The organism is Moorena sp. SIO1F2, assembly GCF_010672755.1.
Lineage (GTDB): Bacteria > Cyanobacteriota > Cyanobacteriia > Cyanobacteriales > Coleofasciculaceae > Moorena.
This window is the reverse complement of the sequence record NZ_JAAHFV010000065.1, coordinates 1-23,240: the sequence shown is the minus strand read 5'-3', so window position 1 is coordinate 23,240 and position 23,240 is coordinate 1. Positions and strand designations below refer to the sequence as shown.

General features: G+C 44.3%; 22 protein-coding genes and 2 pseudogenes. 11 read left to right on the top strand and 13 right to left on the bottom strand.

Features of this window, described 5'->3' with window-relative positions; translation table 11 throughout:
• Positions 1-1,429 (top strand): cyclic nucleotide-binding domain-containing protein (locus F6J94_RS11120; protein ID WP_367142193.1); only part of this gene is annotated, 1,429 nt, incomplete at its 5' end.
• Between the two features lie 235 nt (positions 1,430-1,664).
• Complete coding sequence (locus tag F6J94_RS11115; protein ID WP_071104310.1) at positions 1,665-2,000, top strand: hypothetical protein; 336 nt, start codon at positions 1,665-1,667, stop codon at positions 1,998-2,000.
• A gap of 169 nt (positions 2,001-2,169) precedes the next feature.
• Here F6J94_RS11115 and F6J94_RS34235 read toward each other — a convergent pair whose 3' ends face one another.
• The 6 genes and pseudogenes from F6J94_RS34235 to serS form a co-directional block, all read right to left on the bottom strand.
• Positions 2,170-2,304, bottom strand: coding sequence for a pentapeptide repeat-containing protein (locus F6J94_RS34235; RefSeq protein ID WP_365939976.1), 135 nt, complete (start codon positions 2,302-2,304; stop codon positions 2,170-2,172).
• Positions 2,243-2,545, bottom strand: coding sequence for a 30S ribosomal protein S14 (gene rpsN / locus F6J94_RS11110; RefSeq protein WP_008178551.1), 303 nt, complete (start codon positions 2,543-2,545; stop codon positions 2,243-2,245). Before rpsN ends, F6J94_RS34235 begins: the two co-directional genes overlap by 62 nt.
• A gap of 58 nt (positions 2,546-2,603) precedes the next feature.
• Positions 2,604-3,353, bottom strand: a pseudogene (gene nth / locus F6J94_RS11105) (endonuclease III); the annotation flags it as partial.
• Positions 3,349-3,411 (bottom strand): annotated as a pseudogene (locus F6J94_RS34230) (hypothetical protein); the annotation flags it as partial. The pseudogenes F6J94_RS34230 and nth, both read right to left, overlap by 5 nt.
• Before the next feature lie 241 nt (positions 3,412-3,652).
• Entirely contained in the window at positions 3,653-4,744 is a 1,092-nt protein-coding gene (gene rseP / locus F6J94_RS11100) for an RIP metalloprotease RseP (protein ID WP_070392826.1), read from the bottom strand.
• 90 nt (positions 4,745-4,834) lie between these two features.
• Positions 4,835-6,118, bottom strand: coding sequence for a serine--tRNA ligase (gene serS / locus F6J94_RS11095; RefSeq protein ID WP_293039809.1), 1,284 nt, complete (start codon positions 6,116-6,118; stop codon positions 4,835-4,837).
• Between serS and F6J94_RS11090 the strand changes: the two genes are divergently transcribed.
• Positions 6,085-6,267: a hypothetical protein gene (locus tag F6J94_RS11090; protein ID WP_293039807.1), complete on the top strand. Its 183-nt coding sequence runs from the start codon at positions 6,085-6,087 to the stop codon at positions 6,265-6,267. The genes serS and F6J94_RS11090 overlap by 34 nt on opposite strands.
• A gap of 95 nt (positions 6,268-6,362) precedes the next feature.
• Here F6J94_RS11090 and F6J94_RS11085 read toward each other — a convergent pair whose 3' ends face one another.
• Positions 6,363-6,932: a DUF3611 family protein gene (locus tag F6J94_RS11085; protein WP_293039805.1), complete on the bottom strand. Its 570-nt coding sequence runs from the start codon at positions 6,930-6,932 to the stop codon at positions 6,363-6,365.
• A gap of 878 nt (positions 6,933-7,810) precedes the next feature.
• Here F6J94_RS11085 and F6J94_RS11080 point away from each other — a divergent pair.
• Both F6J94_RS11080 and F6J94_RS11075 read left to right on the top strand, forming a co-directional pair.
• Positions 7,811-8,212: a PadR family transcriptional regulator gene (locus tag F6J94_RS11080; RefSeq protein WP_293022147.1), complete on the top strand. Its 402-nt coding sequence runs from the start codon at positions 7,811-7,813 to the stop codon at positions 8,210-8,212.
• A gap of 238 nt (positions 8,213-8,450) precedes the next feature.
• On the top strand, positions 8,451-8,999 hold the full coding sequence (locus F6J94_RS11075; protein WP_293022150.1) for a cofactor assembly of complex C subunit B: 549 nt from the start codon (positions 8,451-8,453) through the stop codon (positions 8,997-8,999).
• 135 nt (positions 9,000-9,134) lie between these two features.
• Here the strand turns inward: F6J94_RS11075 and F6J94_RS11070 are convergent, their stop codons facing one another.
• Complete coding sequence (locus F6J94_RS11070; RefSeq protein ID WP_008178570.1) at positions 9,135-9,452, bottom strand: DUF3155 domain-containing protein; 318 nt, start codon at positions 9,450-9,452, stop codon at positions 9,135-9,137.
• A gap of 473 nt (positions 9,453-9,925) precedes the next feature.
• Between F6J94_RS11070 and F6J94_RS11065 the strand changes: the two genes are divergently transcribed.
• Positions 9,926-11,347 (top strand): GAF domain-containing sensor histidine kinase, encoded by a 1,422-nt coding sequence (locus tag F6J94_RS11065; protein WP_293039803.1) that lies wholly within the window; start codon positions 9,926-9,928, stop codon positions 11,345-11,347.
• A 92-nt stretch (positions 11,348-11,439) separates the two neighbouring features.
• Here F6J94_RS11065 and F6J94_RS11060 read toward each other — a convergent pair whose 3' ends face one another.
• The gene (locus tag F6J94_RS11060; protein ID WP_293022161.1) at positions 11,440-12,690 is read right to left on the bottom strand and encodes an S-layer homology domain-containing protein; all 1,251 of its coding nucleotides are present in this window, start codon (positions 12,688-12,690) and stop codon (positions 11,440-11,442) included.
• Positions 12,691-13,061: 371 nt separating this feature from the next.
• Positions 13,062-13,490, bottom strand: coding sequence for a TerB family tellurite resistance protein (locus F6J94_RS11055; RefSeq protein WP_293039801.1), 429 nt, complete (start codon positions 13,488-13,490; stop codon positions 13,062-13,064).
• Between the two features lie 59 nt (positions 13,491-13,549).
• Between F6J94_RS11055 and F6J94_RS11050 the strand changes: the two genes are divergently transcribed.
• Positions 13,550-13,735 carry a hypothetical protein gene (locus F6J94_RS11050; protein ID WP_293022165.1) on the top strand — a complete coding sequence of 62 codons (186 nt, stop codon included), beginning with the start codon at positions 13,550-13,552 and terminating at the stop codon, positions 13,733-13,735.
• 75 nt (positions 13,736-13,810) lie between these two features.
• The gene (gene aat / locus F6J94_RS11045; RefSeq protein WP_293022167.1) at positions 13,811-14,395 is read left to right on the top strand and encodes a leucyl/phenylalanyl-tRNA--protein transferase; all 585 of its coding nucleotides are present in this window, start codon (positions 13,811-13,813) and stop codon (positions 14,393-14,395) included.
• A 5-nt stretch (positions 14,396-14,400) separates the two neighbouring features.
• Here aat and F6J94_RS11040 read toward each other — a convergent pair whose 3' ends face one another.
• Together F6J94_RS11040 and F6J94_RS11035 are read right to left on the bottom strand one after the other, a co-directional pair.
• Positions 14,401-14,991 (bottom strand): hypothetical protein, encoded by a 591-nt coding sequence (locus F6J94_RS11040; RefSeq protein ID WP_367142192.1) that lies wholly within the window; start codon positions 14,989-14,991, stop codon positions 14,401-14,403.
• A 10-nt stretch (positions 14,992-15,001) separates the two neighbouring features.
• On the bottom strand, positions 15,002-16,228 hold the full coding sequence (locus F6J94_RS11035) for a transposase (RefSeq protein WP_293039799.1): 1,227 nt from the start codon (positions 16,226-16,228) through the stop codon (positions 15,002-15,004).
• 503 nt (positions 16,229-16,731) lie between these two features.
• Between F6J94_RS11035 and F6J94_RS11030 the strand changes: the two genes are divergently transcribed.
• The 3 genes from F6J94_RS11030 to hpnH all read left to right on the top strand — a co-directional run bounded on the left by F6J94_RS11030 (position 16,732) and on the right by hpnH (position 22,133).
• Entirely contained in the window at positions 16,732-19,713 is a 2,982-nt protein-coding gene (locus F6J94_RS11030) for an efflux RND transporter permease subunit (RefSeq protein ID WP_293039797.1), read from the top strand.
• Between the two features lie 94 nt (positions 19,714-19,807).
• Positions 19,808-20,779: a hopanoid-associated sugar epimerase gene (gene hpnA, locus F6J94_RS11025; protein WP_293039795.1), complete on the top strand. Its 972-nt coding sequence runs from the start codon at positions 19,808-19,810 to the stop codon at positions 20,777-20,779.
• Between the two features lie 334 nt (positions 20,780-21,113).
• The gene (hpnH, locus tag F6J94_RS11020; RefSeq protein WP_293039793.1) at positions 21,114-22,133 is read left to right on the top strand and encodes an adenosyl-hopene transferase HpnH; all 1,020 of its coding nucleotides are present in this window, start codon (positions 21,114-21,116) and stop codon (positions 22,131-22,133) included.
• A 372-nt stretch (positions 22,134-22,505) separates the two neighbouring features.
• Here hpnH and F6J94_RS11015 read toward each other — a convergent pair.
• Positions 22,506-23,240 (bottom strand): FkbM family methyltransferase (locus F6J94_RS11015; protein ID WP_293039791.1); only part of this gene is annotated, 735 nt, incomplete at its 5' end.

Genomic DNA, 23,240 nt, shown 5'->3' with positions numbered 1-23,240 from the left:
TGAACTCATTGAATTCACCATTTTTAAAGTAGGTAGTACTGAATTATCTATTAAATCACTAATCAAATTAGTACTATCTTTAATGATAGTAATTTTTCTTGCTAGTAGCCTAAAAAACTTTCTCAAACAACAGCTACTTCCCCAAATGGGGATTGACGAAGCTAATCGAGCAGTCATCGCTACAATCATCAGCTACGCATTTGGGATATTAGGCATTGTAATTGTTCTGAATAATAACTTTGAATTGGGGTCATTAGCCGTTATTGCTGGTGGCTTAGGGGTTGGAATTGGTTTTGGACTACAGGATATAACTAAAAACTTTATCAGTGGTGTGACATTACTATTAGAACGAACAATAAGAGTTGGTGATTTCATTGAATTTGATGGGTTATCCGGATATGTTAAAGAAGTCTCCATGCGGTCTACAATCATCCGCACAAGGGAGGGGGGAGATGTAGTAGTTCCTAACTCTCATCTGGTGGAAAACCGAATGCTTAACTGGACTTTTGACAGCTATAAAGCCCGTATACACATACCTGTAGGAGTCGCTTACGATAGTGATCCAGTATTAGTGACAGAAGTCCTGTTAAAATCTGCTTATTTAGAACCATCCGTCTTATCTGAGCCGACACCAAGAGTTCTTTTTAAAGGGTTTGGTGATAGTGCTTTAAACTTTGAACTTCGGGTATGGGTCAATCGAATTGATCAAGAACCTTTTATAAGAAGTTCTTTGAATTTTATTATTGAATATAATTTACGTCAGCAGGGACTCTCAATTCCTTTCCCTCAAAGGGATTTCTGGCTGCGCAACCCTGAAGCCCTGATGGGGAGAGAGATTCACCGCCAAAATCTTGAAACTATTGAAGAAACTATTGAACAATCAACTCAGCAGCCATTCAAAGTTAAAACACCTAGACCTTTAGCTTTACGTGACTTACTACGACAGGTCGATTATTTTAAAAATTTTACTGAATTAGAACTAAGACAATTAATTGAAATTGGATACCGAAAGCGCTTACGTGCCTCAGAGATTTTATTTCATGAAGGGGACCCTGGAGATGCGTTTTATATTATCCTAGCTGGTTCTGTCGAAGTCTTTGTAGAGAGGATTAACAAAACTCTTAATAGTCTTCAGGCAGGTCAATTTTTTGGGGAACTTTCGTTAATGTTAGGCGTACCAAGAACAGCATCAGTTAGAGCGTTAGAAGAGTCACTATTATTTGTAATTAGCAATAAAGGTTTTAAACAACTATTGCAGGACTATCCAGATCTATCTGAGATCATTGTCCAGGAATTAGGCAAGCATCAGGAAGAATTAGCTGAGCGACAAAAACAGATGCGGAAAATGGGGTTGTTGGATGCAGCAGAAGATGACAGAAATCTTGTAGCTTGGGTTCGCAAGCGACTCAAGAGGCTTTTTAGTCTTTAATAAGCTGTTCAGCATTTAGATTGGGATACCTAAATTGCTCAAAGGGAACTTCGGATCAGCGGATCTGGGAACAGGGAAAAACCAATTTAAATGCGCATCAGCTTAGCAGGATCAGTTTGTTGAGTGTTGAGTGTTGAGTATTGAGTGTTGAGTGTTGAGTGTTGAGTGTTGACAGTATGATGGAATCAAATGTCAACAGAAAACTATTTAGCTTAGCCGTCACCAAACCTTATTTATGGCTAAACCGAAACCAATTCCAGCGATTACTCTGCCACCAGCTGCAAATCCTGAGCAGGAAGGTGAATGGTTACGAGAAACTCTTGCGCAATGGCTAGATCAAGAGTTTCTCCCAGAAGCAATTAATCAAACGATTGCACAACGAGCAGCCCAGATTTTCGTCCGTCAACGGATGGAAGGAGAAAATGATTTGGGTTCACTTGTGATTGCTATTGTTACAGAAATGCAGTCGTTTGACTTTCGAGAAAGTTTTTACGGCGAATTTGCGATCGCTAACGCTGTCAGTGACCTACTCTTACAAAGTCTTGGCATTGACCGCTGTTGTGGGCAGTAGATGTTTCAGGTTGAACGCGAACGCGTGGCCTATTGGCCAAGGTTTTAAGGTTGAAAGTTCCCAGAGCGTCATGCAAGGGCCCGTTGAAGCTCAAGGCAGAGTGGCTATGCTCCTCTTCAGTAGGAAAACCCTAAGGGTAGACTCGGGTATGTCAGACAACCTAAAACCTTCAACCAGTTAACCTGCAACCAGTTAACCTGCAACCAGTTAACCTGCAACCAGTTAACCTGCAAACAATTAACCTACCAGCTTGATTTAACCACACCTGGCAATAGACCTTGGTGTGCCCATTCCCGCAAGACATGGCGAGATAGTCCAAAGTCTCGGTAGTAACCTCGAGGACGCCCTGTAACCCAACAACGGTTCCGCACACGGCAGGGGGCGCTGTTGCGGGGGAGCTGTTGTATTTTCCGGTGGATCTCTAACCTTTCTCGTTGAGTCGCAGCATTTTTAAACTCTTCCTTGAGCGCCTCCCGCTTAGCTGCGTACTTTTCTACCATTTTTTTGCGCTTTTTTTCGCGCTCAATCATTGATTTTTTAGCCATTAATTCTCGAAATTCTATTCTTTAACAAGACATTGTCTTTTTATCTTATCCGATCAGCTTAATTAGTTTGCCCGCTATCTGTTGTAGTAGTCGTTACCTCAGGCAGATCGGCACTGGCACATAAGTCCGCCAAAACACAAGCATCACAATCAGGTTTTCGGGCTTTACAAATTGCCCTACCATGATAAATCAGCCGAATCGACCAGTTTTCCCAATCCTCCTGGGGCAAAAGCCCCATTAAATCTCGCTCAATCCTGATCGGATCGGTGTGTTCTGTCAATCCTAGACGCTGACTGAGACGCTTGACGTGAGTGTCTACCGTGACTCCCTGGTTAATACCATAGGCATGGGCAAGTACTACATTGGCGGTTTTACGAGCCACTCCAGGCAACTTGAGGAGTTTGTCCATTTGTTTCGGTACCTGACCACCGTATTCCTTAACAATCATGCGGCAGGCACCTTGAATATTTTTCGCCTTATTACGATAAAAGCCAGTAGAGCGCACTAAAGTTTCCAAGACTTCTATATCAGCACTAGCGATCGCAACAGCATCAGGAAACTGGCGAAACAACCCTGGTGTTACCTGATTCACACGTTCATCGGTGCATTGAGCTGAAAGAATGGTTGCCACCATTAACTGTACTGGCGTTTCGTAATTCAGTGTGCAGGTGGCGTCCGGATAGAGTCGCTTAAGGCGAATTAGAATCTCTAGGGATCTTTGCTGCTTGGCAGACCATTTACGGGTAATACTCATGGGTTGGAAGGTTGGAAGGTTGGAAGGTTGGAAGGTTGGAAGGTTGGAAGGTTGGAAGGTTGGAAGGTTGAAAGGTTGGAAGGTTGGAAGGTTGGAAGGTTGGAAGGTTCAATGTTGAGAAGATCTCGGGTAAATGTCTTCTGAAGCTATACCAGTAAAACCCACAGGATAAACTAACTTAGGTCAAGAAATCTTTGAACCTGTAACGTGTAACCTGTAACCTGTAACCTATAACCGACAACCTATAACCGACAACCTGTAACCGACAACCTGTAACCTGTAACCTGTAACCTGCAACCTGCAACCTGCAACCTTTAACCTTTAACCTGTAACCTTTAACAACCAAACACGGGTTACTGGAATAAGTTTTGTACCCAAACCAGGTTAGCTGTATCTCGAATAATCAAGAAAACACCTAAACCCAGAAGCAGCACTAGCCCAGTTTGCATAATATTCTGCTGTACTTCCATGGGCAAGGGCTTACCTCGAAGTCCTTCAATCAGTAAGAAAGCCAGCTGACCACCATCAAGGGCTGGTAGGGGCAAAATATTAATAATCGCTAGATTTATACTAATCAGAGCTGCAAACTGTAAAAGATTGACAGCATTGGAACGAGCAATATCGGCTCCAATCGCCACAATTGCCACTGGACCTGACACTTGTTCCGCCGTTTCGCCAAAATTACTCAATAGCTGACCAAAGCCTTGCAGGGTTAAGACTGTAATGCGTTGATATTCTTCGGCACCACGACTGAATACCTCCAGCAAACTACCAGCACGTTTACGCACTTCCTCTCCATTGGGAGAGAGTTGTACACCAATTTTTCCTTTACCATCTATCCCTAGTTCCGGAATCACCTTCAACAGTAGCGTTTGTTTTTGACGCTGAATCCGCATTTGAAGGGGCTGGTTGGGATGATTTTGAATCGCTTTCATCAGGAAAGTAATCCCTTCCGGGTTTGCTTCCAACCCTTGACCATCTACGGCGAGAATTATGTCTCTTGGTTTGATACCTGCTTCTGTAGCCACTAAACTGCTTTCTGGGGCAAGTTTAGGCACTACCACACCCGGTTGGTAGTTGAATTGGGAGATGCCAACCATTCCTACCTGAGCCACAAGCAGGAAGTAAGCAAAGACTAAGTTAGCAATGACACCAGCACTGATCACAATTGCCCGGTCTAGAATCGGTCGGTTGCGGAGCAAATTGGGGTCATTGGGGGGAATATCGCTATCGGGGTCATCATCAGGAAAACCCACAAACCCCCCTAGGGGAATCGCTCGCACTGCATACTCAGTTTCTGGACCCTGATATTTCCATAGAATTGGACCAAAGCCAAGAGAAAAGCGATTGGCATAGATTCCTTGCAGACGAGCTGCCATAAAATGACCCAGCTCGTGAACAAGAATCAAGACTGCCAAAACTGCAATCGCCGCCAAAATTGACATATAAGTGAAGAATTTATTTAATGTAATGTTAACTTCATTTTTCTATTGTATAGGCATTGCAATTAGGCTCTAGGCTCTAGGCTCATGGTATTACAACAAATCTCGCCCCATATAAGGCTGTAGAGCCTCTGGTATCTTAACCGTTCCATCGGGTTGCTGATAATTTTCCAGAATGGCTGACATAGTACGCCCCACTGCCAATCCTGAGCCATTGAGAGTATGAACAAAGTTAGTGCCTTTTTTGCCGGACTCTTTGAAGCGAATCCTACCCCGCCGTGCCTGGAAATCAAAGCAATTGGAGCAACTGGAAATCTCCCGATATGTCCTTTGCGAAGGCAGCCAAACTTCTAGGTCATAGGTTGTAGCAGCTGAGAAACCTATATCCCCTGTACACAGTTCTACAGTCCGGTAGGGTAATTTCAAGGTTTCCAAGATCGCCTCAGCATTCTTAAGCAGCTTCTGATGCTCTTCGGAGGAAGTACTCGGCTCAACAATTTTCACTAGCTCAACTTTATTAAACTGGTGTAGTCGAATTAGACCCCGGGTATCCCGCCCATAGCTACCCGCTTCCCGGCGAAAGCAGGGGGTGAAGGCACAGAGATTAATGGGAAGTTGCGATGCTTCAAGGATTTCGTCTCGGTAGAGATTGACCAATGGCACTTCTGCTGTGGGTGCTAACCACAAATCATCATCAGAGCACTTGAAGCTGTCCTCGGCAAACTTAGGCAACTGACCGGTAGCGGTTAGGGATTCACTGTTGATCAGTACCGGTGGCATCACTTCGGTATAGCCAGCAGCAATTTGCTGGTCAAGCATGAAGTTAATCAGTGCTCGTTCCAAAGCAGCACCAGCCCCGATCAATGTCACAAATCGACTCTGAGCGATTTTCACCCCTCGCTCAAAGTTAAGAATGCCGAGTTTTTCGCCAATTTCCCAATGGGGGATAATCGGGAAATCCTTGGCAATGTACTCATCACCCCAGCGATGGACTTCTACATTTTCTGCTTCACTCTTGCCAATCGGTGTGGATTCCCAGGGCAAGTTGGGCAGGGATAGCAAGAGGGTGTTCAGCTGGTCTTTTAGGTCTTTTTCTTCGGGTTCCAGTTCGCTCAACTTAGTTTTGATTTGGTTACCCTCTTCCTTGAGCGACTGAATTTCTGGGCTTTGTGGAGGACTACCCGATTTGATTTTTTGACCAATCAGCTTACCAATTTCATTACTACGAGCCTGCAACTGGGTGCGGGATGTTTCCAGCTCCCGCTGACGCTGATTCAGTTCCAGAATAGGTTGTAGGTCATATTGATTGACACTACGTCGGTCGAGTAGTTCTTGAACCTTTTGTGGATTTTCCCGAATTTGCTTTAGGTCAAGCACGAGTTTTCTCTACTAAAATGGCGCGATCGCATGATCGGTACTCATCTGAGCAACATGGATCTAACTTCACCAATTTGCCACAGTTTTCTTGCCAACGGCAATTAACTTCTGCTGGGAGTCGGGAGTCGGGAGTCGGGAGTCGGGAGTAGGGGAGTAGGGAGTAGGGAGTAGGGAGTAGGGAGTAGGGAGTCGGCTGGTGAGCTGGTGAGCTGGTGAGCTGGTGAGCTGGTGTGGGGTATGTTGGCTAGCGACTGACTCGATTAAATAGCCACAGTGAAATCGCTATGCCAACAAAATTAGCAAAAATAGTGTTGATGTTTGCCTGCACAACAAACAGGTCTATCGGTGGAACATCATTACAAGCCAACCCAACTGGATTTTGTTGCTCAGCTAGAGCTAGGGCTACAAGGCTGCCTATGACTGCAAATGAGCCAATGATGGTCAATAACATTCCTACTAAACTCACAATCAAGCCCAGCCTAATCGTTTGAAGGGTTTGAGCTTTGCTTGGTATGTCTGACCCATTGGCAGCTAGCAGCCGACTAGCGATGCCAGTGTAACGGTAGGCAAAATAAATGCCTATACCTAAAGCCACTAGTCCACAAACTACGAAAAAAAGACCGAAGCCGATTCCTTGACCCGCTTGATTGTCAGGTTGAGGGCTGGCAAGGGTAAACCCTGCAAACACTAAAATCAGGGTAGAAATCACCCCTAGGATTAACTGAGTCCAGAAGGAAATCCAACCGAATCTGCGCAGCGTTAGGGCAATTTTTTGACGAGCTGGTGGGATGGAACTGTCAGGTATCTCTCGCATGGGGGCTGTGTCCCTTGAGTAATCACTTTTGAACCGCCTACCACGCGCTCCGCAACGCGAAAAGACGTAGGGCTAATCTTGGGGTGGAAGCTAAACACCCTTGTTGTCGGTCGGGGGGGTCAGCAACCAACTTTATTGTGACAAGGATTGATCACACTCGCAATTCATCCCCAGCTAAATCGCAGATAAAGCCCTGAGGTACTGTGGGAACCGTTAATTTGCTAAAAAACCTGCCTGAATGGGTCCTATGTGAGATGAGCCACATTAATGGTTCACTTTTGTGTTACACTAACTCCCACTTACACCAACCGCCACTTACACCAACCCCCACAAAAATTATTAAGCTTTAACGGATTTAAATTGTGAATGGCGGTTTATGGGGGGATGGGGAGATGGGGAGATGGGGAGATGGTAGACTGCCTTGTGCACAAGTGGCAAGATCTGAAATTTAAATGGATATTAGCTTAGATATTCATCCCTCCATGCCCCCATCCTTCAATCCGAGATCATCCTCTCTAGCTCGCATCAATGAAATTGGTGTTACTCGTCTGTCTTGTCTTCCTTCCCGATGTTACCCTTGATAGTCGGTAGTTTTGGATAACGGTTTCGAGCAATTATTAAAGTTGATCTTTACTTTTTAGGTGTGTTAAGTCCAAAATTCATTAAACTTTCATCAAATTAGGGAGGTATTTAAACCCTACGCCAGAGATTTTTAAGTTATAAAGTGTGATAGCGATGTACCTACCCAGGTTAGTCGTTTCAAGAAAACTCACTGCAAAACGCGCGTGAATTTCCCAGGGTGCCTCCAACCATGACTATTTGCCAGAAAACCCTCTAATCCCATCTAGAATAACTGGGAATTCCAACTACATATGCAGATGAAATTCGAAGATATCTATAGCTTTTTCCAAGATCCTCCGCCCAACTATCTCAATAAAGAATTAGCGGTATGCTATGTGCTATCGGTGTTGTTGCAAGGAGAGTCTTATGGAACACAACTGATCCAACAACTGGAACAAGAATACCCCACCTATCGACTCTCAGATACTGTCCTCTACAGTGCACTGAAGTTTCTTGAAGAAAAACAGGCAATTTCAGCGTACTGGCAAAAAGTAGAAGGAAGAGGACGCCCACGCAGGATGTATCAAATCTGCCCAGAGTGGCAGGAGAAAGCTATAGAACTTGCCAGTTTTTGGCATAACTATATGGCTGAGGAAACAGTGGGGAAATTTCAGCCAAGGACTCCCTGCCACCAGTCTGTTGTTGAGTCAGTTAGGTAGGGAAGTAGCAATTTCTTCCAGGGTGCTGTCGCGTGAAAACCCTGGTGGCATCCCAGAAGTCAGGTTATGCATTGTTTTGCCCAGATGTGAATTCAGGGCGTGCTACCTGCTAGCAATCTACCCACACCAGCATCTTACAGCCTCTAGCTAGTGGGTACCGACGAGCTAAACTGACCATTAGTGTCTCATACATTGTAAAGTAGTAGCAAAGGATGTGTATTTTTATAGTTAATATTCAGTGAATACAACTATTCTTGCTTCTACACTTTTGCTAACCCTTTTATTGGCAGTAGGTTTGTTTTTCTTTATTCGAGCCTCTGTGAAAGACCGAATACAACAAGTGAAGCTAGCTTCCCCAGAAACAGAAGAATCGCTTCTAAACCAGTTGAAGCAATATTTTGATCAAAGAGCCTACCAGGTGGCGGCGGTGGATGCTGCCACCAATCAAGTCACGTTCCAGGGGATAGTCCGACCGAGTTGGTTTCTGGCTATCTTTTTAACCGTCCTAGCTGCCTGTGGTATAGTCTGCTTATCTCTAGTGCTCTCTATTTTGTTTCCGACTTTGACTAAGGTGTTTTTGGGGCTAGTGGCACTAGCTCCCGCAGCGGGCCTTTTTTATTGGAAAAAAGCTGAGCGACTCGAACAGGTATCTCTGAAATTAGAATCAGCGTCTACCCAAGCCCCTGGGGATCAAGCTGCTGCGGAGCAATGTTTGGTTATAGTCACTGGCCATCGCGATGAACTAATACAACTTCAACAGTCCCTCAAACTAAAACCCTTGTTGTAAGCAAGCAGGGTTTGACATCTTCCCCCACTATAAGCAGAATAGGTAAATAAACCCAAGATACTTAGCCCTCCTCAAGCCTTAGAGTTTGAGGAGGGCTAAGTAAAAGCACTTTCAATAAATATTACCAGTAAGGTTTCAGCGGCTACGAGCGGCAACCCCTACCTTTTTTAAGGGAGAGTTGATTAATCGCAAACTGGGAAACAGAAAATGATTTTCTTCCACATATTGGGCACCGAAGAGCCCTTTTTCTGCCCAGAAATAACGGTCTGTGGTATGCTCGTTACGTTTGACCAGTAGTAGGGCAGGTGGAACTATCCCTTGTGATCGAATGTATGCCCGTGCTGCTGTAACCGGTTTATACTCGCCACTTTCTAGATTGTACTGAGGTACATGCTCAAGTATCTTGCGCCCTTCTTGGCGGCGGCGACTCTTACGCTTACGTCTTCTTGCCAACCTTTTTACCTCCTCTTTTTGCTGGCAATTGTAAAGATAGTTACAAAAGCCGTCGAAATTATATCGACTCTTTCTAAAAAGATCAAGCTCTTGTCATAGAACTAAATAAACCGGCTGAAACCTTTGACAGCAATACTTTAGGGGATTTTCAGTTTCCTCATAACCTCCGGAAAATTCATACAAAAATTTAAGATTTTTAATAAAAATTAAATATAATTAGAAAAAATAGCCTTAAACTCATCTCACAATTACACTGATCAGGTGATGGGGTAATCAGGTGATGGGCTAACGGATGTAACAGATATTTGCCAGAGGTCTAATGACTGATGACTGATGATTGATGACTGATGACTGATGACTCAAGCTGACTCAAGCATAATAGTCAATTGTTTAAGGGGTTCGACATTATAGAAGGAAAGCTGATAGTGGCTTAACTTCCAGTAGGATTAACCCAGATCACTCATCTATTGCTCATGTTCACTCGCGTCAGTTCAGAATTTGTCTCCCTGTGTCGAAACCAAGTGGCTTTATTAACCCAAGGACTGGGAGCAGCTAGTGGTGCTGTATATTTAACGGAAGAATTCGTTGAGGGCAATCAGGCAAAGCTAATTCCTGTGGTAGTTTATCCGGAAACAAGTACCGTGTGGGATATGAGTGATCCTGACTGGGTTTTGCCACAGAAAATAGGTGAGATTGATCAGATTCCTCGATTATCCAGCAGCTTACCTCGGCTACTCCCTCAGGGAAATAACCAAGAGCAAGATGTGGGTTCAACCTCTTTTGACTGGACAGAAAATTCCCTACAGCAGCAGCACCAAATCGTTTTACCTCTAATCCATGAAGGGATAGTGATGGGGTTATTGGTGAGTGCTCGTGATGATAGACCTTGGAATCACACAGAACAGGCAAGTGTGGAACGCATTGCTAGAACCTTAGCGATCGCATATGTCATAGAACAGCGTCAAGGTTGGTTTGAGCAGCAGTTGACTCAGCACAGACGTCTACAGGCAAAACAACGGGATATGCTTGACGATCTGCTGCATCAATTTCGTAATCCCCTGATGGCGTTACGAACCTTTGGTAAGCTACTGCTCAAGCGACTGGTACCAGGAGATAAAAACTATCCAGTGGCTTCCTCGATTATACGAGAAAGCGATCGCTTACAGGAGTTGCTGCAACAGTTTAATGCTTGCCTGGACATGAACCAAACCGATACAGCATCCCTAACGTTACCTGTAGCTACGGCTGAGGCTTCCTCATCCCCAGAATCAGATGATCTTGGGGAGATTTACCCAACTAGTCACTCCGAACCACACTCCACCCCAGGGGAATTTCCCCTACTCACGGACAAAACTCTTCCTTTGGAACTGTTTGCGGTCAAGGATGTCTTAGAACCCTTGCTTATATCTGCTGACGCTATTACTCAAGAGGCTAATTTGGAGTTGCATTGCTCTATTGCCCCCGACTTACCTTTGGTGAAAGGGAATCCTAAGGCTTTACGGGAAGTGTTGAGTAATTTGATTGACAATGCTTTGAAGTACACCCCAGCTGGGGGAAAAATTGATATCCAAGTTGGTGTTGGACAATGGCTTGATCATGGTGATGCTATAGCGATCGCAATTAGTGATACTGGTCCAGGTATTGCTCCAGAAGACTTAGACCATCTGTTTGAGCGACATTATCGGGGAGTTCAAGCTAATGGTCCTATCCCTGGCACTGGTTTAGGATTAGCGATCGCAAAAGAACTCATGGCATACATGCAGGGTGATATTGAAGTTTTGAGTCCTGCCAAACTACTATCGACTGAGGAAAATGGGGAATTATCCATTAGTCATGCTCAAGATAACTCAAGCATGGGAACAACCTTTATCGTTTGGTTGACTTACGCTCAGTAGCCCTCAGTACATAGTTGTTGTTGACCGTTGAGAGGTTGGCTCTGATTGGTTAATCTATCATCCTCTCAACAGTTAACTGTCCACATATCTAGTTACTGACTGGTAATCACCAGGTCAGAGTCGATGGTAAGCTGTAAGTCGGTTTCTGGTTCAACCATAAATAGGTCAACGCTGCTGCTACCGAATAAACGTTTGCCGATATTTAAAGCGATGCCAGAACTAACTCCGATCAAGATTTCTTCTGTAGCGATCGCACGGTCACCGGTAACGGCAGAGATAGCAGCGGCGGCAGCGGTACCAACTGCTGCATCTTTTAGGATACTCCCTGGATTGCTACCCTTGCGAATAGTTTCAGTGGTGGTAATTTCCTCAGAGGTGGCATTAAAGGATAGGGTTTCACCATTGATCAACAGCTGCTGAGCTACAAACTGAGCTCCCTCTTTTGTAGCACGGAGTTCGCCAACCACTTCACTACCAGCAGGAATCAGCAACTTGCCCTCATCAGCAGTGGTAATGTTTAAATCCACTGTCAGGGTTAGGGGTATAGTTTCCTCTTGGGCGAGCAGAATTTTATCTTTTTTGTACTTAACCGGAATAGAAGTACCTGCAGGAATTGTGAAGGCTACAGGTGCTGGATTGGGATCGATAATGTATTGGGAGCTAATCACTGGGGCTTGTTCTGTTGCCACCAGCGCTTGGTACATAAAAGCTGCAACTTCTGCACGAGTTGCATTCCGAGTCGGATTGAGAAAGGCAACGTTAGGATAATTAACCACCAAACGATTTTCTGTAGCAGCAGCGATGGGAGCACGGGCAAAGTTAGAAATTTGGCTGCCGTCCCGGTAGAAACTGACCAGTTCTGAGGTAGAACCGCTGGAAGAGAAATTCAGTCCATTAGAAAGGGCTACTAAAACTTGTTCGCGGGGAATATTTTGTTCAGGTCTAAAGATATTACCAGGGTAACCACTCAGAAATCCGGTTTGGTAGGCTTCCTGAATGGCAGGATTTGCCCAGTAGTTGGAAGCAACATCCACGAAACTGTTGCCACCGCGAATGGCGGGTTTATTGAAATCTTGATTTGCTTTACGTAGCATTGCCGCAAACTGAGCGCGGGTCACTGGTGCATTTGGTCTGAAGGAGCCATCAGGAAATCCGGCAATAATACCGCGCTGGGATAATTCTCCAATAAAGTCACTTGCCCAGTAGTTGGATGAAACATCGATAAAGTTAGTGCTTTGGGCAAAAGACGGAGCAGGTGCGACTAGGGGAGCCATGGTGGTGGCGGTGAGTCCAAGGGCTAAAACAGCAGCAGTTCCTGATTGAAAATGATTTAGGTTAAGCATGGAAGGCATTCTATTAAATTAATGTGTTCTTAAGTAAATAGAACCAATAACGTGCTAGATGTTCCTAGGTTCAATAAAATTGTTTTTTTTGCTCAAAATAAGCATAAAAAAACCATATTGCGCCTGTTTAATAGCAATAAGTTCGGCACAATCTGAGTAATTTGACGCTAGTAACATTGGATGAGTTGCCAACCACTTGCCAGATCAAAAATTGTCACATCAGCCCAAGGGTGTCGGGTGACCGGTTGACCGGGTGTGGCCTGTAGTAGACCGGTCCCAAGCGATACCCTACAGCTAGAGTTGCTGGGTAAGTCCTGAACTTTTCAGGACTGATTACTCAACACTGACCCACTGACGTACTGATGCAGTAATCATTCACTAAACTGCTTATCAATCCACCGGCGGTAAATTTTTTGAATTGCTTTGAGTACTTTTTGACTACTCGACTGCTTAGATGGACTGCTGGGGTCGAGTAACTGCAAGCGATTCAGAAGTTTGGCTTCTTCTGTGTCTACCAGCCCATCGCTATAAATTAAGGCACTGAGGGCTTCAATCAAGCGCTGATAGTCTTCTGGACTAGGGCGATCGCCTAAATATTGTTCCACCCAACTGTAGCATTCATCTGCTGACACAGCTTTGAGTTCATACAGTAACGGTTTAATCTCTGGGTCGTCAGCAACTCCATATTCCTTGGCGACTTTATACAGATATTCCCGTTCCTCTGCTTGAACTTTACCGTCTATCCAGGCGGCACCGATTAAAATTTTGAGCAACTGTTTGACATTAGAATTTGTAACCATGACTTTATCTCTCCAGTAGGGGGGAACCGAACCAATACAGCACTTGTTGCCAATCAACCTTGAATCATCAACAGCTTGCCACGATTAGGGGAAAAGGGAAAGTGGAAAGGGAAGAGGGGGAAGAGTGGGAAGATTGGGGAGACGGAGGAGAACTTTGTCAAAAAACTGGGTTTGTGAAAACTAACTTAGTTAGACCCGTTAATCTAGGTAAGAAACCTGATTTCTTTAAAGCCAATTTTTTTTAACAGAAGTGTCAACCGCTAGTATGTTAGGTTTAGTTCTACCTAACTAATTTAGTTCTTCCTTACACACTTCTGTTAATGGAAATCGATATTGATTACTTAATTCAAGGGTATGCTCAAGGCTATTTCCTGATGGCAGATGATACTGGTAATTTAGGCTGGTACTCAAGCCGCGAACGTGCTATAATTCCTCTGGATGAGCGGTTTCGCTATCCTAAATCTCTGCGTCGTGTCCTAAATCAGGAAAGATTTAGTGTCAGTATTAACCGAGACTTTTTAGGGGTAATGACTGGTTGTGCTGACCGTGAAACTACTTGGATTTCTCCAGAAATTAAGGAAATTTATTGGCAATTTTATAAGGCTGGATGGGCCTACAGCTTTGAAACTTGGCAGGGAAATCAGCTGGCAGGAGGAATTTTGGGCATTGTAATTGGTGGAGCCTTCATTGGTGAATCAATGTTTTATCGGATTCCGGATGGCTCGAAGGTGGCGATGGTTAAGCTGGTAGAACGGTTGCGCGATCGCAACTTTTTGCTGTTTGATGCTCAGATGATGAATTCTCACCTAGAACGGTTTGGTGCCTGTACGGTCAATGAGCAAGAGTATAATCTGCTGTTACAGAAGGCAATAGCACAAACCTGTTCCTTTGATGAACCGATTTAACTCAGCTAGGGCTTCTTGCTCCACACAGCCAAACCTCCTCCCCGACCTCTAGCAGCAATGCAACGGTTTTCCACTAGAAAGTAGGTGAAGAATGCTTGTTCTTTTAAGGGTTGCTCATAGAACCTAGTTTCCCGGTCTTGTCCACCTTTAATGTAGCCTTGATAAAGTGTTATACGAGATAAGGATATCCTGATTTGAGTAAAGTCGAAAGCTAAGATATTGGTCTTAGGATAAAACTTCGTAGGACCGGTAAGAACTATCTGAATCGGTCCAAATTGAACAGCATTTTGAACCGTTCCTTGGTCTTGAGAAGACTCTGATGGGGAGTAGGATAGGTTAATCTTGATCCACTTTGGCAGAAATCGTCCGCTACCCAAGATCACCCCTGCTCGTTGGCGCGATCGCTTTGTTCCGGTAATAAACCCTAGTCGCCAAGTTCCGATCAGTTGTGAATAGCCATGGCTGACTTTGGTTCGTTTAGCTGTTTTCTCTGCCTGAAGTAGTGCCTCGACTACAGCTGATGAGGTCGGGGGGGTCACCGATGGGCTTGTTAAAAACTCAATCGCTTGGTCTAGAGCTGTATCCATTGGTGACATACTCCCACACTCAACCTGAAAAGGTGAGTGTGGGCTTCTTTCCAACTCCAGCTAACGCTTCGGATACTCGGAAAGCTTTACTACCGACGGAATGCCCTACCGCCAACTTTAATATATTGATTGCCGCATTTACATCCCTATCTGCTGTATATCCACAGTGAGGACAAGAATGGATGCGGTCTTTCAACTTCTTGGGTACTTTTGTTCCACAATTAGAACAGTTTTGGCTAGTATTTCGAGGATTCACTGCAACCGTGAGTAACCCAGCATTTTCGGCTTTGGTTGACAGGATAGACAGGAATTGACCCCAACCAGCATCCAATACAGATTTGGCCATTTTAGTCTTAGCCAAACCTTTTATGTTCAACTTTTCGTGAGCCACTAGGTCGTGATTGTCTAGAAGCTCTTTAGCTGTCTTAAAATGAAAATCTTTCCTGGTATCAGCTACCTTTTTATGAGCTTTACCCAGTTTAGTTACAACTTTCTTTCTATTGTTACTACCTTTCTTAGATCTGCTGACAGCTTTTTGGATTTTCTTTAGTCGCTTTTGAGCTTTCCGATAGTATTGAGGGATTGGCACCTCGGAACCATCGGACTTGACTAAGAACGACTTGAGACCCATATCTATCCCAACAGGGTTAGAAGCGCTATCTACTGGGATAATATCCGGAACAGAATCATCTTGGATTGATAGCGTAACATAGTACCCATCAGCTTTTCGGGTTATAGTGGCTGTCTTTACTTTAAAGCCTTCTGGAATAGGTCGATGATAAATCATTTTGACTTTTCCAAACTTCGGGAGAGTCATAATGTTGCCATTTATAGGATTTTTAGAAAGAGAAGGGAATGTAAAAGACTTGTACCTGTTTTTTCCTTTAAACCTCGGCCTGCCGCTCTTTTTTCCGTTACTGTCTCCTTTCAAGAACCGCTTAAAAGCTAGATCGACTCTCTTAACACAGTCTTGCAGGACTTGAGATTGAACCACCTTGTACCAAGGTCTATCCTTCTTTAACTGAGGTAGGGTTTTCTTTTGGGAAAAATAATCAGGATTATTTCTTAAGTCTGGTAAGTAACAAACTAAAGGACAGGAGTTAATAGAACAACGATTTTGCTCGTACCAGTTGAATCTGTCGGCAAGTAAATAATTGTATTGGTGTCGGAGCATGTCCAACCATTTCTCTATTTCTACTTCCTGTGATTTGGTCAACCTTAATCGGTACTGGTACGCTGCTCTCATTATTGCTATCTCCTATTTATCGACCTATGATTAGTATATCAGTCGTCTTTACATGTGTCAATGCAAAATGAAAGATAAAAACTTAATGATTAGACTTACCAGCTTTGAAAAAAGGCAACTTCAACAGGAAGCCGATCGTAGAGGGATGACTTGCTCCGAATTACTCAGGAGCTTAATAGCTCGTTTCCCTGAGCCGAAAGACTCTGTGTAAAATTCATCCCTGGAGACGAAACCTGATTGTTAGTGGAGCCAAAATCGGCAAAGTTTTAACCCTTTTACTCATAGCCGACTAACCATAAAGGCTCCACTATCCTTACGGTAACTTTAAACGCTCATCCTTGCGGATTGAGACGTGGGGCTTCTTTTACCGGACAGCTAACAAATGTGTTCGCCAAGTGTGGCGCTACTGGGTCAATCCCATGTCTTGATAATCTAATCCGATCTTATAGCCGATCGCTCCTAGTATATCCTAAGGAAGCAGTGACTAAACATAATTGTCTTAAATGGTCAAGTTGAGTTTCCTCAAGGTCTTACGAGAGCGGTTAAATATTTCCCGGTTAGCCATTAAGTATTCCCGAGTAACCATAGGTTTTTGGATCGCAATGGTTGTGGCTGGGCTTTTGGCGTTCAGTTCCCTTAAGTATGCCCTATTCCCTGATATTACCTTTCCGGTGGTGGTGGTCAATGCTCAAGTGCCATTGGAGACTGCCGTGGAAACGGAGCAGAAACTGACTCAACCGATTGAGGAAAGGCTTTTGCCTTTGGCAGGACTCGATCAGATGGTTTCCTCAACCTACCCTGGTCGAACAGTAGTTACCCTCTATTTCGATGTCGGAACCGATCTCAACTCTTCTTCAATGGAGGTTGAAAAGACACTGTGGCAAATTGCTATTCCTGAAGGTGCAACCTTTCAGGTCATTCCCTTCAATTTGAACGAATCCTCTGCGGTTAGCTACACCATCAAGAGTGATACTAAAGACCTGAAGGAATTAGCTGACATTGCTAAGACTAGTATTCTACCAGAGATTGCTCAACTTCCAGGAGTTCTGAAAGTCAATTTGTTGGGAGGGGGGGAAACTACGTTTACGGCTCTCAATTCTGGCTCGGACTTGACCAAACAAGCACCAGAAATTATTAAGGAGGAACAGCAGCGAGATAATCCCGAATCTCCCATACCCATTACCCCGACTCGGATTCGCTTCAATGGACAGGAAGCTTTGGCTTTTCAGGTGATCAAAGGGGGTGATGCTAACACTTTAGATGTAGTTAGTCGGGTAGAGGAAGCGGTGCAAAGGCTACAAGCTAGTTTGCCAGAGGTGCAGTTAGTCTTAGCAGTGACTCAAGCTAACTATATCCGGGAAGCGACTCAATCTACTATTGATGGTTTAGTACTGGCAATTGTTCTGGCAGTGTTGGTAATTTTTACTTTCTTGCGCAACTGGCGTGCGACCCTAATTACTGCCTTGGCAATTCCAATTTCCCTGCTGGGAACGGCTATTGTGATGGCTATCTATGGGTTCAATCTCGAAACCATTACTCTACTAGCTTTGGCTCTGGTAATTGGGATTATCATTGATGATGCCATTGTAGAAGTCGAGAACATTTCTCGGCACCTGGAGGCTGGGGAGTCTCCTCGACAAGCTGCTCTTTCTGCTACTAATGAAATTGGTCTGACGGTTTCTGCTTCTACTTTGACCATTGTGGCGGTATTTCTACCGGTTGGTTTAATGGGTGGTAACTTAGGACAGTTCTTTAAACCTTTTGGTCTGACGGTTTCGGCAGCAGTTCTTACCTCTTTGTTGGTTGCTCGGACCTTGTGCCCAGTTCTTGCGGTTTATTGGCTTAAACCTAGGCAGGGGAAAAGGGAAAAGGGAACAGGTAACAGTAAACAGGAAACAGTAAACAGGGAAAAATTATCGACAGTAGTTTTCGACTTTTGGTTGAGGTTTAATCCTAAGTACCCTGATTTGCTGCACTGGTCCCTGGGGCATCGGAAATTTGTAGTGGGATTAGCGGTATTGAGCTTTGTGGCTGGGATTTCTCTGATTCCCCTAATTCCTCAGGGGTTTATTCCTACCCTAGACCGAGGGGAATTTATGATTACCTATACAGCACCGTTGCCTCAGATGCCTAGTGCCTCTCAATTTGGTGATTTAATTGATAAGATTCTGAATTTGGGAGGGTTTGATTATAACAGTGAGGAGTCAAAGCCATTAAGTAATTCAGATACTAATTCAGATACTAATTCAGATACTAATTCAGATACTAATTCAGATACTAATTCAGATACTAACAAGCAGCTAAAACCACAACTATCAAAGTCAGGGTTTAATGGTCTATTTCCGATTCAAAGTGGGATGCAATTGCTACTCAAGCAATCTGAGCAGGTGGCTAAGCAGTTAGAAGAGGCGGTGCTGGCTTTCCCTGAAGTGGAATCGGTCTATACAGTTGTGGGGGTACAGGGTGAGCCAAACAAAGGTAACCTTCAGGTCAAACTTAAACGTAATCGCCAATATACTACTGCTCAGCTTCAGGAAAAAATGCGGGCTGCTTTGCCGAAGATCTCTGGTGTAACTACTAGTGTTGAAGATATTCAGTTTATTGAACTACCTACTCAAAAACCGGTTCAAGTTGCTTTATTGGGTGATGATTTAGAGGTGTTAGGCAATACTGCTGCGGATCTCAAAACTCGGATTGAGACATTACCAGGATTAGTGGATGTAGAGGCAACTGGTCAAAATAATCGAGGGAATAGGATTACTGAGATTGAGCATGTTAATGGTCAGCGAGGGGTTTATGTTCGTGCTAGCCTTAACCAGGGTCAAAGGTTGGGAGATGCGACTGAGGAGGTGGTAAAGGTTGCCAAAATGGTTTTACCGGATGGTGTGAGGTTAGAACTGTGGGGGGATTCGGCTCTTAGTAGTCATGTGCTGGGGAGTTTTGCTGGCACCTTGACCTTGTCTGTTACCTGTATGCTGCTAGTGCTGATTTTGCCTTTTGGTCGATTGTTAGAACCAATGGTGGTGGGCTTGTCGTTGCCCTTATCTATTGTGGGAGCAATGCTAGCACTTCTGATCACCCAGAGTGATTTTGGCATGATTTCCCTGATTGGTCTAATTTTTTTGCTGGGACTACTTGACAAAAATGCGCTTTTGCTGATGGATTATGTTAACCAACTTCGTCGAGCTGGTTTAAGTCGCACTGAGGCAATTCTGGAAACGGGAGTGGTGCGTTTGCGACCGATTATAATGACTACTGCTTCGACTATTTTGGGAATGTTGCCCTTGGCATTGGGCTTTGGCGCAGGAGCAGAATTGCGACAACCGATGGCTGTGGCAATTATTGGTGGATTGCTTACGTCTACGTTGTTGAGTTTGATTGTTGTACCAGTATTGTATACTCTGCTGGAAGATTGCTGGCTAGGATTATTGTCTGGTATAGCGCTACGCGCAAGTCAGAAGTCAGAAGTCAGAAGTCAGAAGTAAGCTATGACTAAGTTTCGGAGTTTAGGAATGTCAAACACCTTAATTGGTAGTGCTATAAGCAATAAGAAATTGGGAAACAGAGGAGCGTGCGTCAATGGCAATCAAAGCTTTCGTCACTGGAGGAACAGGATTTATCGGTGCTCATGTTGTGCGATCGCTACTTGAAGCAGGATACTCCGTGCGAGCTCTGGTGCGCCCTACTAGCCAACTCGATAACATCGAAGGTCTAGATATAGAAGTCGTTATTGGTGACTTGAACGATCCAGGCTTGTGCCAACTGATGCAGGGATGTCAGGTATTATTTCATGTCGCTGCCCATTATTCCCTGTGGCAAGCGGATCGAGATTTACTCTATCGTAACAATGTCGAGGGAAGCCGTAATGTGCTACAAAGTGCTGGTAAAGCTGGGATTGAACGCACTGTTTACACCAGTTCAGTAGCGGCTATTGGTGTGGGTAAACCTGGGGAAATTGTGGATGAAACCCATCAGAGTCCTGTAGAGAAATTGGTGGGTGACTATAAAAAATCTAAGTTTTTTGCTGAACGGGAAGCGATCAAGGCAGCTCAATCTGGTCAAGATGTGGTGATTGTTAATCCTAGCGCTCCCATTGGTCCAATGGATATTAAGCCAACTCCTACCGGAGAAATCATTGTGCGCTTCCTACAGCAGAAAATGCCATTTTATTTGGATACGGGATTAAATTTTATTGATGTGCGGGATGTAGCTCAGGGTCACCTGTTGGCGTTGGACCGGGGGAAAAAAGGCGATCGCTATATTTTAGGTAACCAAAATCTATCCTTCAAATCGTTATTGGAGCAACTTGCAGAAATTACTGGATTGAGTGCGCCTCAAAAAACTGTTCCGGTCTGGCTACCGCTGAGTATGGCTTGGATTGATGAGTGCGTGTTGACTGCTTTTGGGAAAACCCCTTCTATACCGCTAAATGGGGTGCGGATGGCACAACACCCAATGTATTACGATGCCTCGAAAGCGGTTAGAGAGTTAGGGTTACCCCAATCTTCCATTAGAAAAGCCCTCAAGGATGCTGTTGATTGGTTTAGCTAAGGGAACAGGGAACAGGGAACAGGGAACAGGGAGCAGCGGATCCCCCCTAACCCCCCTTAGTAAGGGGGGAAGGGAACAGCGGATCACCGGAACAGGGAACAGAAAGACTTTTGGCAGCTTTAAAAAAGTTAATACAGTTCCGTTTATTTATCTATCGGTACTTACCGCTGGCTCCAGTAAATAGGGAAACTGACAACTGTCGCGAAGTCTAGGATTTTAAGCAATTCACCAACAGTATTATAAATTTATCGGCGAAGCTGGTCAAAGTTAAAGCTGTGGGGTAATCAGGATTACCCTCAATGATTAGCGTTAATTATATGGTGTGAGGAGAATTATGGCAATTCAATTACAACAAGCTCTTGATGTCGGAAAGTATATTGTGACCCAGCGTCTTTTGGGTCGTAAACGCTTTCCCCTGGTGCTGATGTTGGAACCTCTGTTCCGCTGTAATCTAGCTTGTTCCGGTTGTGGCAAAATCCAGCATCCTACGGAAATACTTAAGCGCCAGCTAACTCCTGAAGAGTGCTTTGCTGCGGTGAAAGAGTGTGGTGTTCCTGTGGTTTCTATTCCGGGGGGAGAACCTTTGCTTCATCCACAAATTGACGAAATTGTCAAGGGGTTGGTGGCATGGCGAAAGTATGTCTATCTCTGTACTAATGGGTTGTTGTTAGAGAAGTATCTGGATAAGTTCCAACCTTCTCCTTACCTGACTTTCAGCGTTCACTTGGATGGCTTACGGGAACGGCATGATCAGTGTGTGGACCGTCAGGGGGTATTTGATAAGGTGGTGCAGGCCATTCGAGCGGCTAAAGCTAGGGGATTTCGTGTGACTACTAACACGACGGTGTTTGAGGGAACTGATCCTAAGGAAATCCAGGAGTTCTTTGATTTCCTGGCCATGTTGGGTATTGATGGCATGATGGTTTCTCCTGGATATAGTTATGAATGGGCACCAGATCAGGAGCATTTCCTGAAGCGGGAACAGACTAAGGCGATGTTCCGGGAAATTTTAGCGCCTTTCAAGGCCGGGAAGAAAACCTGGAATTTTAACCATAATCCTTTATTTTTGGATTTCCTGATCGGGGAGAAAGATTACGAGTGTACCCCTTGGGGAAGTCCTAGTTACAGTGTTTTGGGGTGGCAAAAGCCTTGCTATTTGTTAAATGAAGGGCATTATGCCACTTTTAATGAATTGCTGGAGGAAACGAATTGGGATCACTATGGTCGCGCTAGTGGTAATCCTAAATGTGCCGATTGTATGGTTCATTGTGGGTATGAGCCGACGGCGGCTGTGGATGCATTTCAGCCCCAAAATATGGTTCGTGCTATGGGTAGTGTGTTAGGAGGGGTTTGAAGCTGAGCAATTTCCCAGACCATAAAGCTGGCGCTAGTTCCTAGGTCTAAGTGGTGATGGATTGCTAAGCCTGGCAGGATAGGCAAGGTCAACTTGAGCACAATACACACAATACAATCAATGCGATTGGCCGTAGGCCACGCTTCGCGATCGCATTTATCTGAGGCGCACGAATAAATGCGATTGGCCGTAGGCCACGCTTCGCGATCGCATTAATCTGAGCTTTCTGATTCTTGATTAAAATGACCTTGACATCAACCTCAAGGTCATTATTTCAAATGAATTGTGATAATTTTTGTTCCCTGTTCCCTGCTCCCTGTTCCCTGCTCCCTGTTCCCTTTGCTATTTAATGTGAAAGGCAAACCTTGAGAATTAGGCAATAGAAAGATCAAGTATAGTCCGTGCTCGATCTCTTATCTCAGTTCTGCGCTGAATTGGTATGGCAAAGTAGTTAGTTGTTCGTCTAGGATAATAATGGGACTCAATGAAGCATTCTTGACTTAATCCAGGCCCATTGTGTGCAACTCTATTAGGTACGAACAATTCATAACCATAATCATTTAACCAGGACACTATATCTGCTTTTGTAGATTTCCAATCATCCTCTTGGGATGGGGCACTTTCAAACATTATCACTGGACTATTTTTGGTAATGATAGTCTCACTTCCGGGAATAACGTCTAATTCAGCACCTTCCACATCAATCTTGATCACGTCAATGTCATCTGATGATACCAGGCTGTCTAAACGTGCAATTGGAACTTTTATTTCAACTGAAATTGATTTTTTATCTTCGCTAGGTTGCCTTAGGGAGCTATAGCCAGATTCTCTGGTATTTATATAGAAAGATACTTCTCCTTCTGTGTTGCCAACCGCATAGTTATGTACTTCTACGTCAGGAAACTTACGACGAAGTTTCCTTGCTTTATCGGGCATGGCCTCCACAGCAATCACTTTTATACTTGCATCGTAATCAGATACTAAAGCTATAATTGAACCAATATGTGCCCCAACATCAATAAAAGTCTTGTTGTGATCACATAATTGAGTGACCAAACGTGTAGCGATATGATCGTTAATTATAGTTCCTAAACTTTCCGATTTAGA

Excerpts from the sequence above, each read along its gene's own strand:
- F6J94_RS11115 (WP_071104310.1), top strand. The coding sequence starts at position 1,665 with ATGGCTAAACCGAAACCAATTCCAGCGATTACTCTGCCACCAGCTGCA.
- F6J94_RS34235 (WP_365939976.1), bottom strand. The coding sequence starts at position 2,304 with ATGTCTTGCGGGAATGGGCACACCAAGGTCTATTGCCAGGTGTGGTTA.
- rpsN (WP_008178551.1), bottom strand. The coding sequence starts at position 2,545 with ATGGCTAAAAAATCAATGATTGAGCGCGAAAAAAAGCGCAAAAAAATG.
- rseP (WP_070392826.1), bottom strand. The coding sequence starts at position 4,744 with ATGTCAATTTTGGCGGCGATTGCAGTTTTGGCAGTCTTGATTCTTGTT.
- F6J94_RS11085 (WP_293039805.1), bottom strand. The coding sequence starts at position 6,932 with ATGCGAGAGATACCTGACAGTTCCATCCCACCAGCTCGTCAAAAAATT.
- F6J94_RS11080 (WP_293022147.1), top strand. The coding sequence starts at position 7,811 with ATGAAATTCGAAGATATCTATAGCTTTTTCCAAGATCCTCCGCCCAAC.
- F6J94_RS11065 (WP_293039803.1), top strand. The coding sequence starts at position 9,926 with ATGTTCACTCGCGTCAGTTCAGAATTTGTCTCCCTGTGTCGAAACCAA.
- F6J94_RS11060 (WP_293022161.1), bottom strand. The coding sequence starts at position 12,690 with ATGCTTAACCTAAATCATTTTCAATCAGGAACTGCTGCTGTTTTAGCC.
- F6J94_RS11055 (WP_293039801.1), bottom strand. The coding sequence starts at position 13,490 with ATGGTTACAAATTCTAATGTCAAACAGTTGCTCAAAATTTTAATCGGT.
- aat (WP_293022167.1), top strand. The coding sequence starts at position 13,811 with ATGGAAATCGATATTGATTACTTAATTCAAGGGTATGCTCAAGGCTAT.
- F6J94_RS11040 (WP_367142192.1), bottom strand. The coding sequence starts at position 14,991 with ATGTCACCAATGGATACAGCTCTAGACCAAGCGATTGAGTTTTTAACA.
- F6J94_RS11035 (WP_293039799.1), bottom strand. The coding sequence starts at position 16,228 with ATGAGAGCAGCGTACCAGTACCGATTAAGGTTGACCAAATCACAGGAA.
- F6J94_RS11030 (WP_293039797.1), top strand. The coding sequence starts at position 16,732 with ATGGTCAAGTTGAGTTTCCTCAAGGTCTTACGAGAGCGGTTAAATATT.
- hpnA (WP_293039795.1), top strand. The coding sequence starts at position 19,808 with ATGGCAATCAAAGCTTTCGTCACTGGAGGAACAGGATTTATCGGTGCT.
- hpnH (WP_293039793.1), top strand. The coding sequence starts at position 21,114 with ATGGCAATTCAATTACAACAAGCTCTTGATGTCGGAAAGTATATTGTG.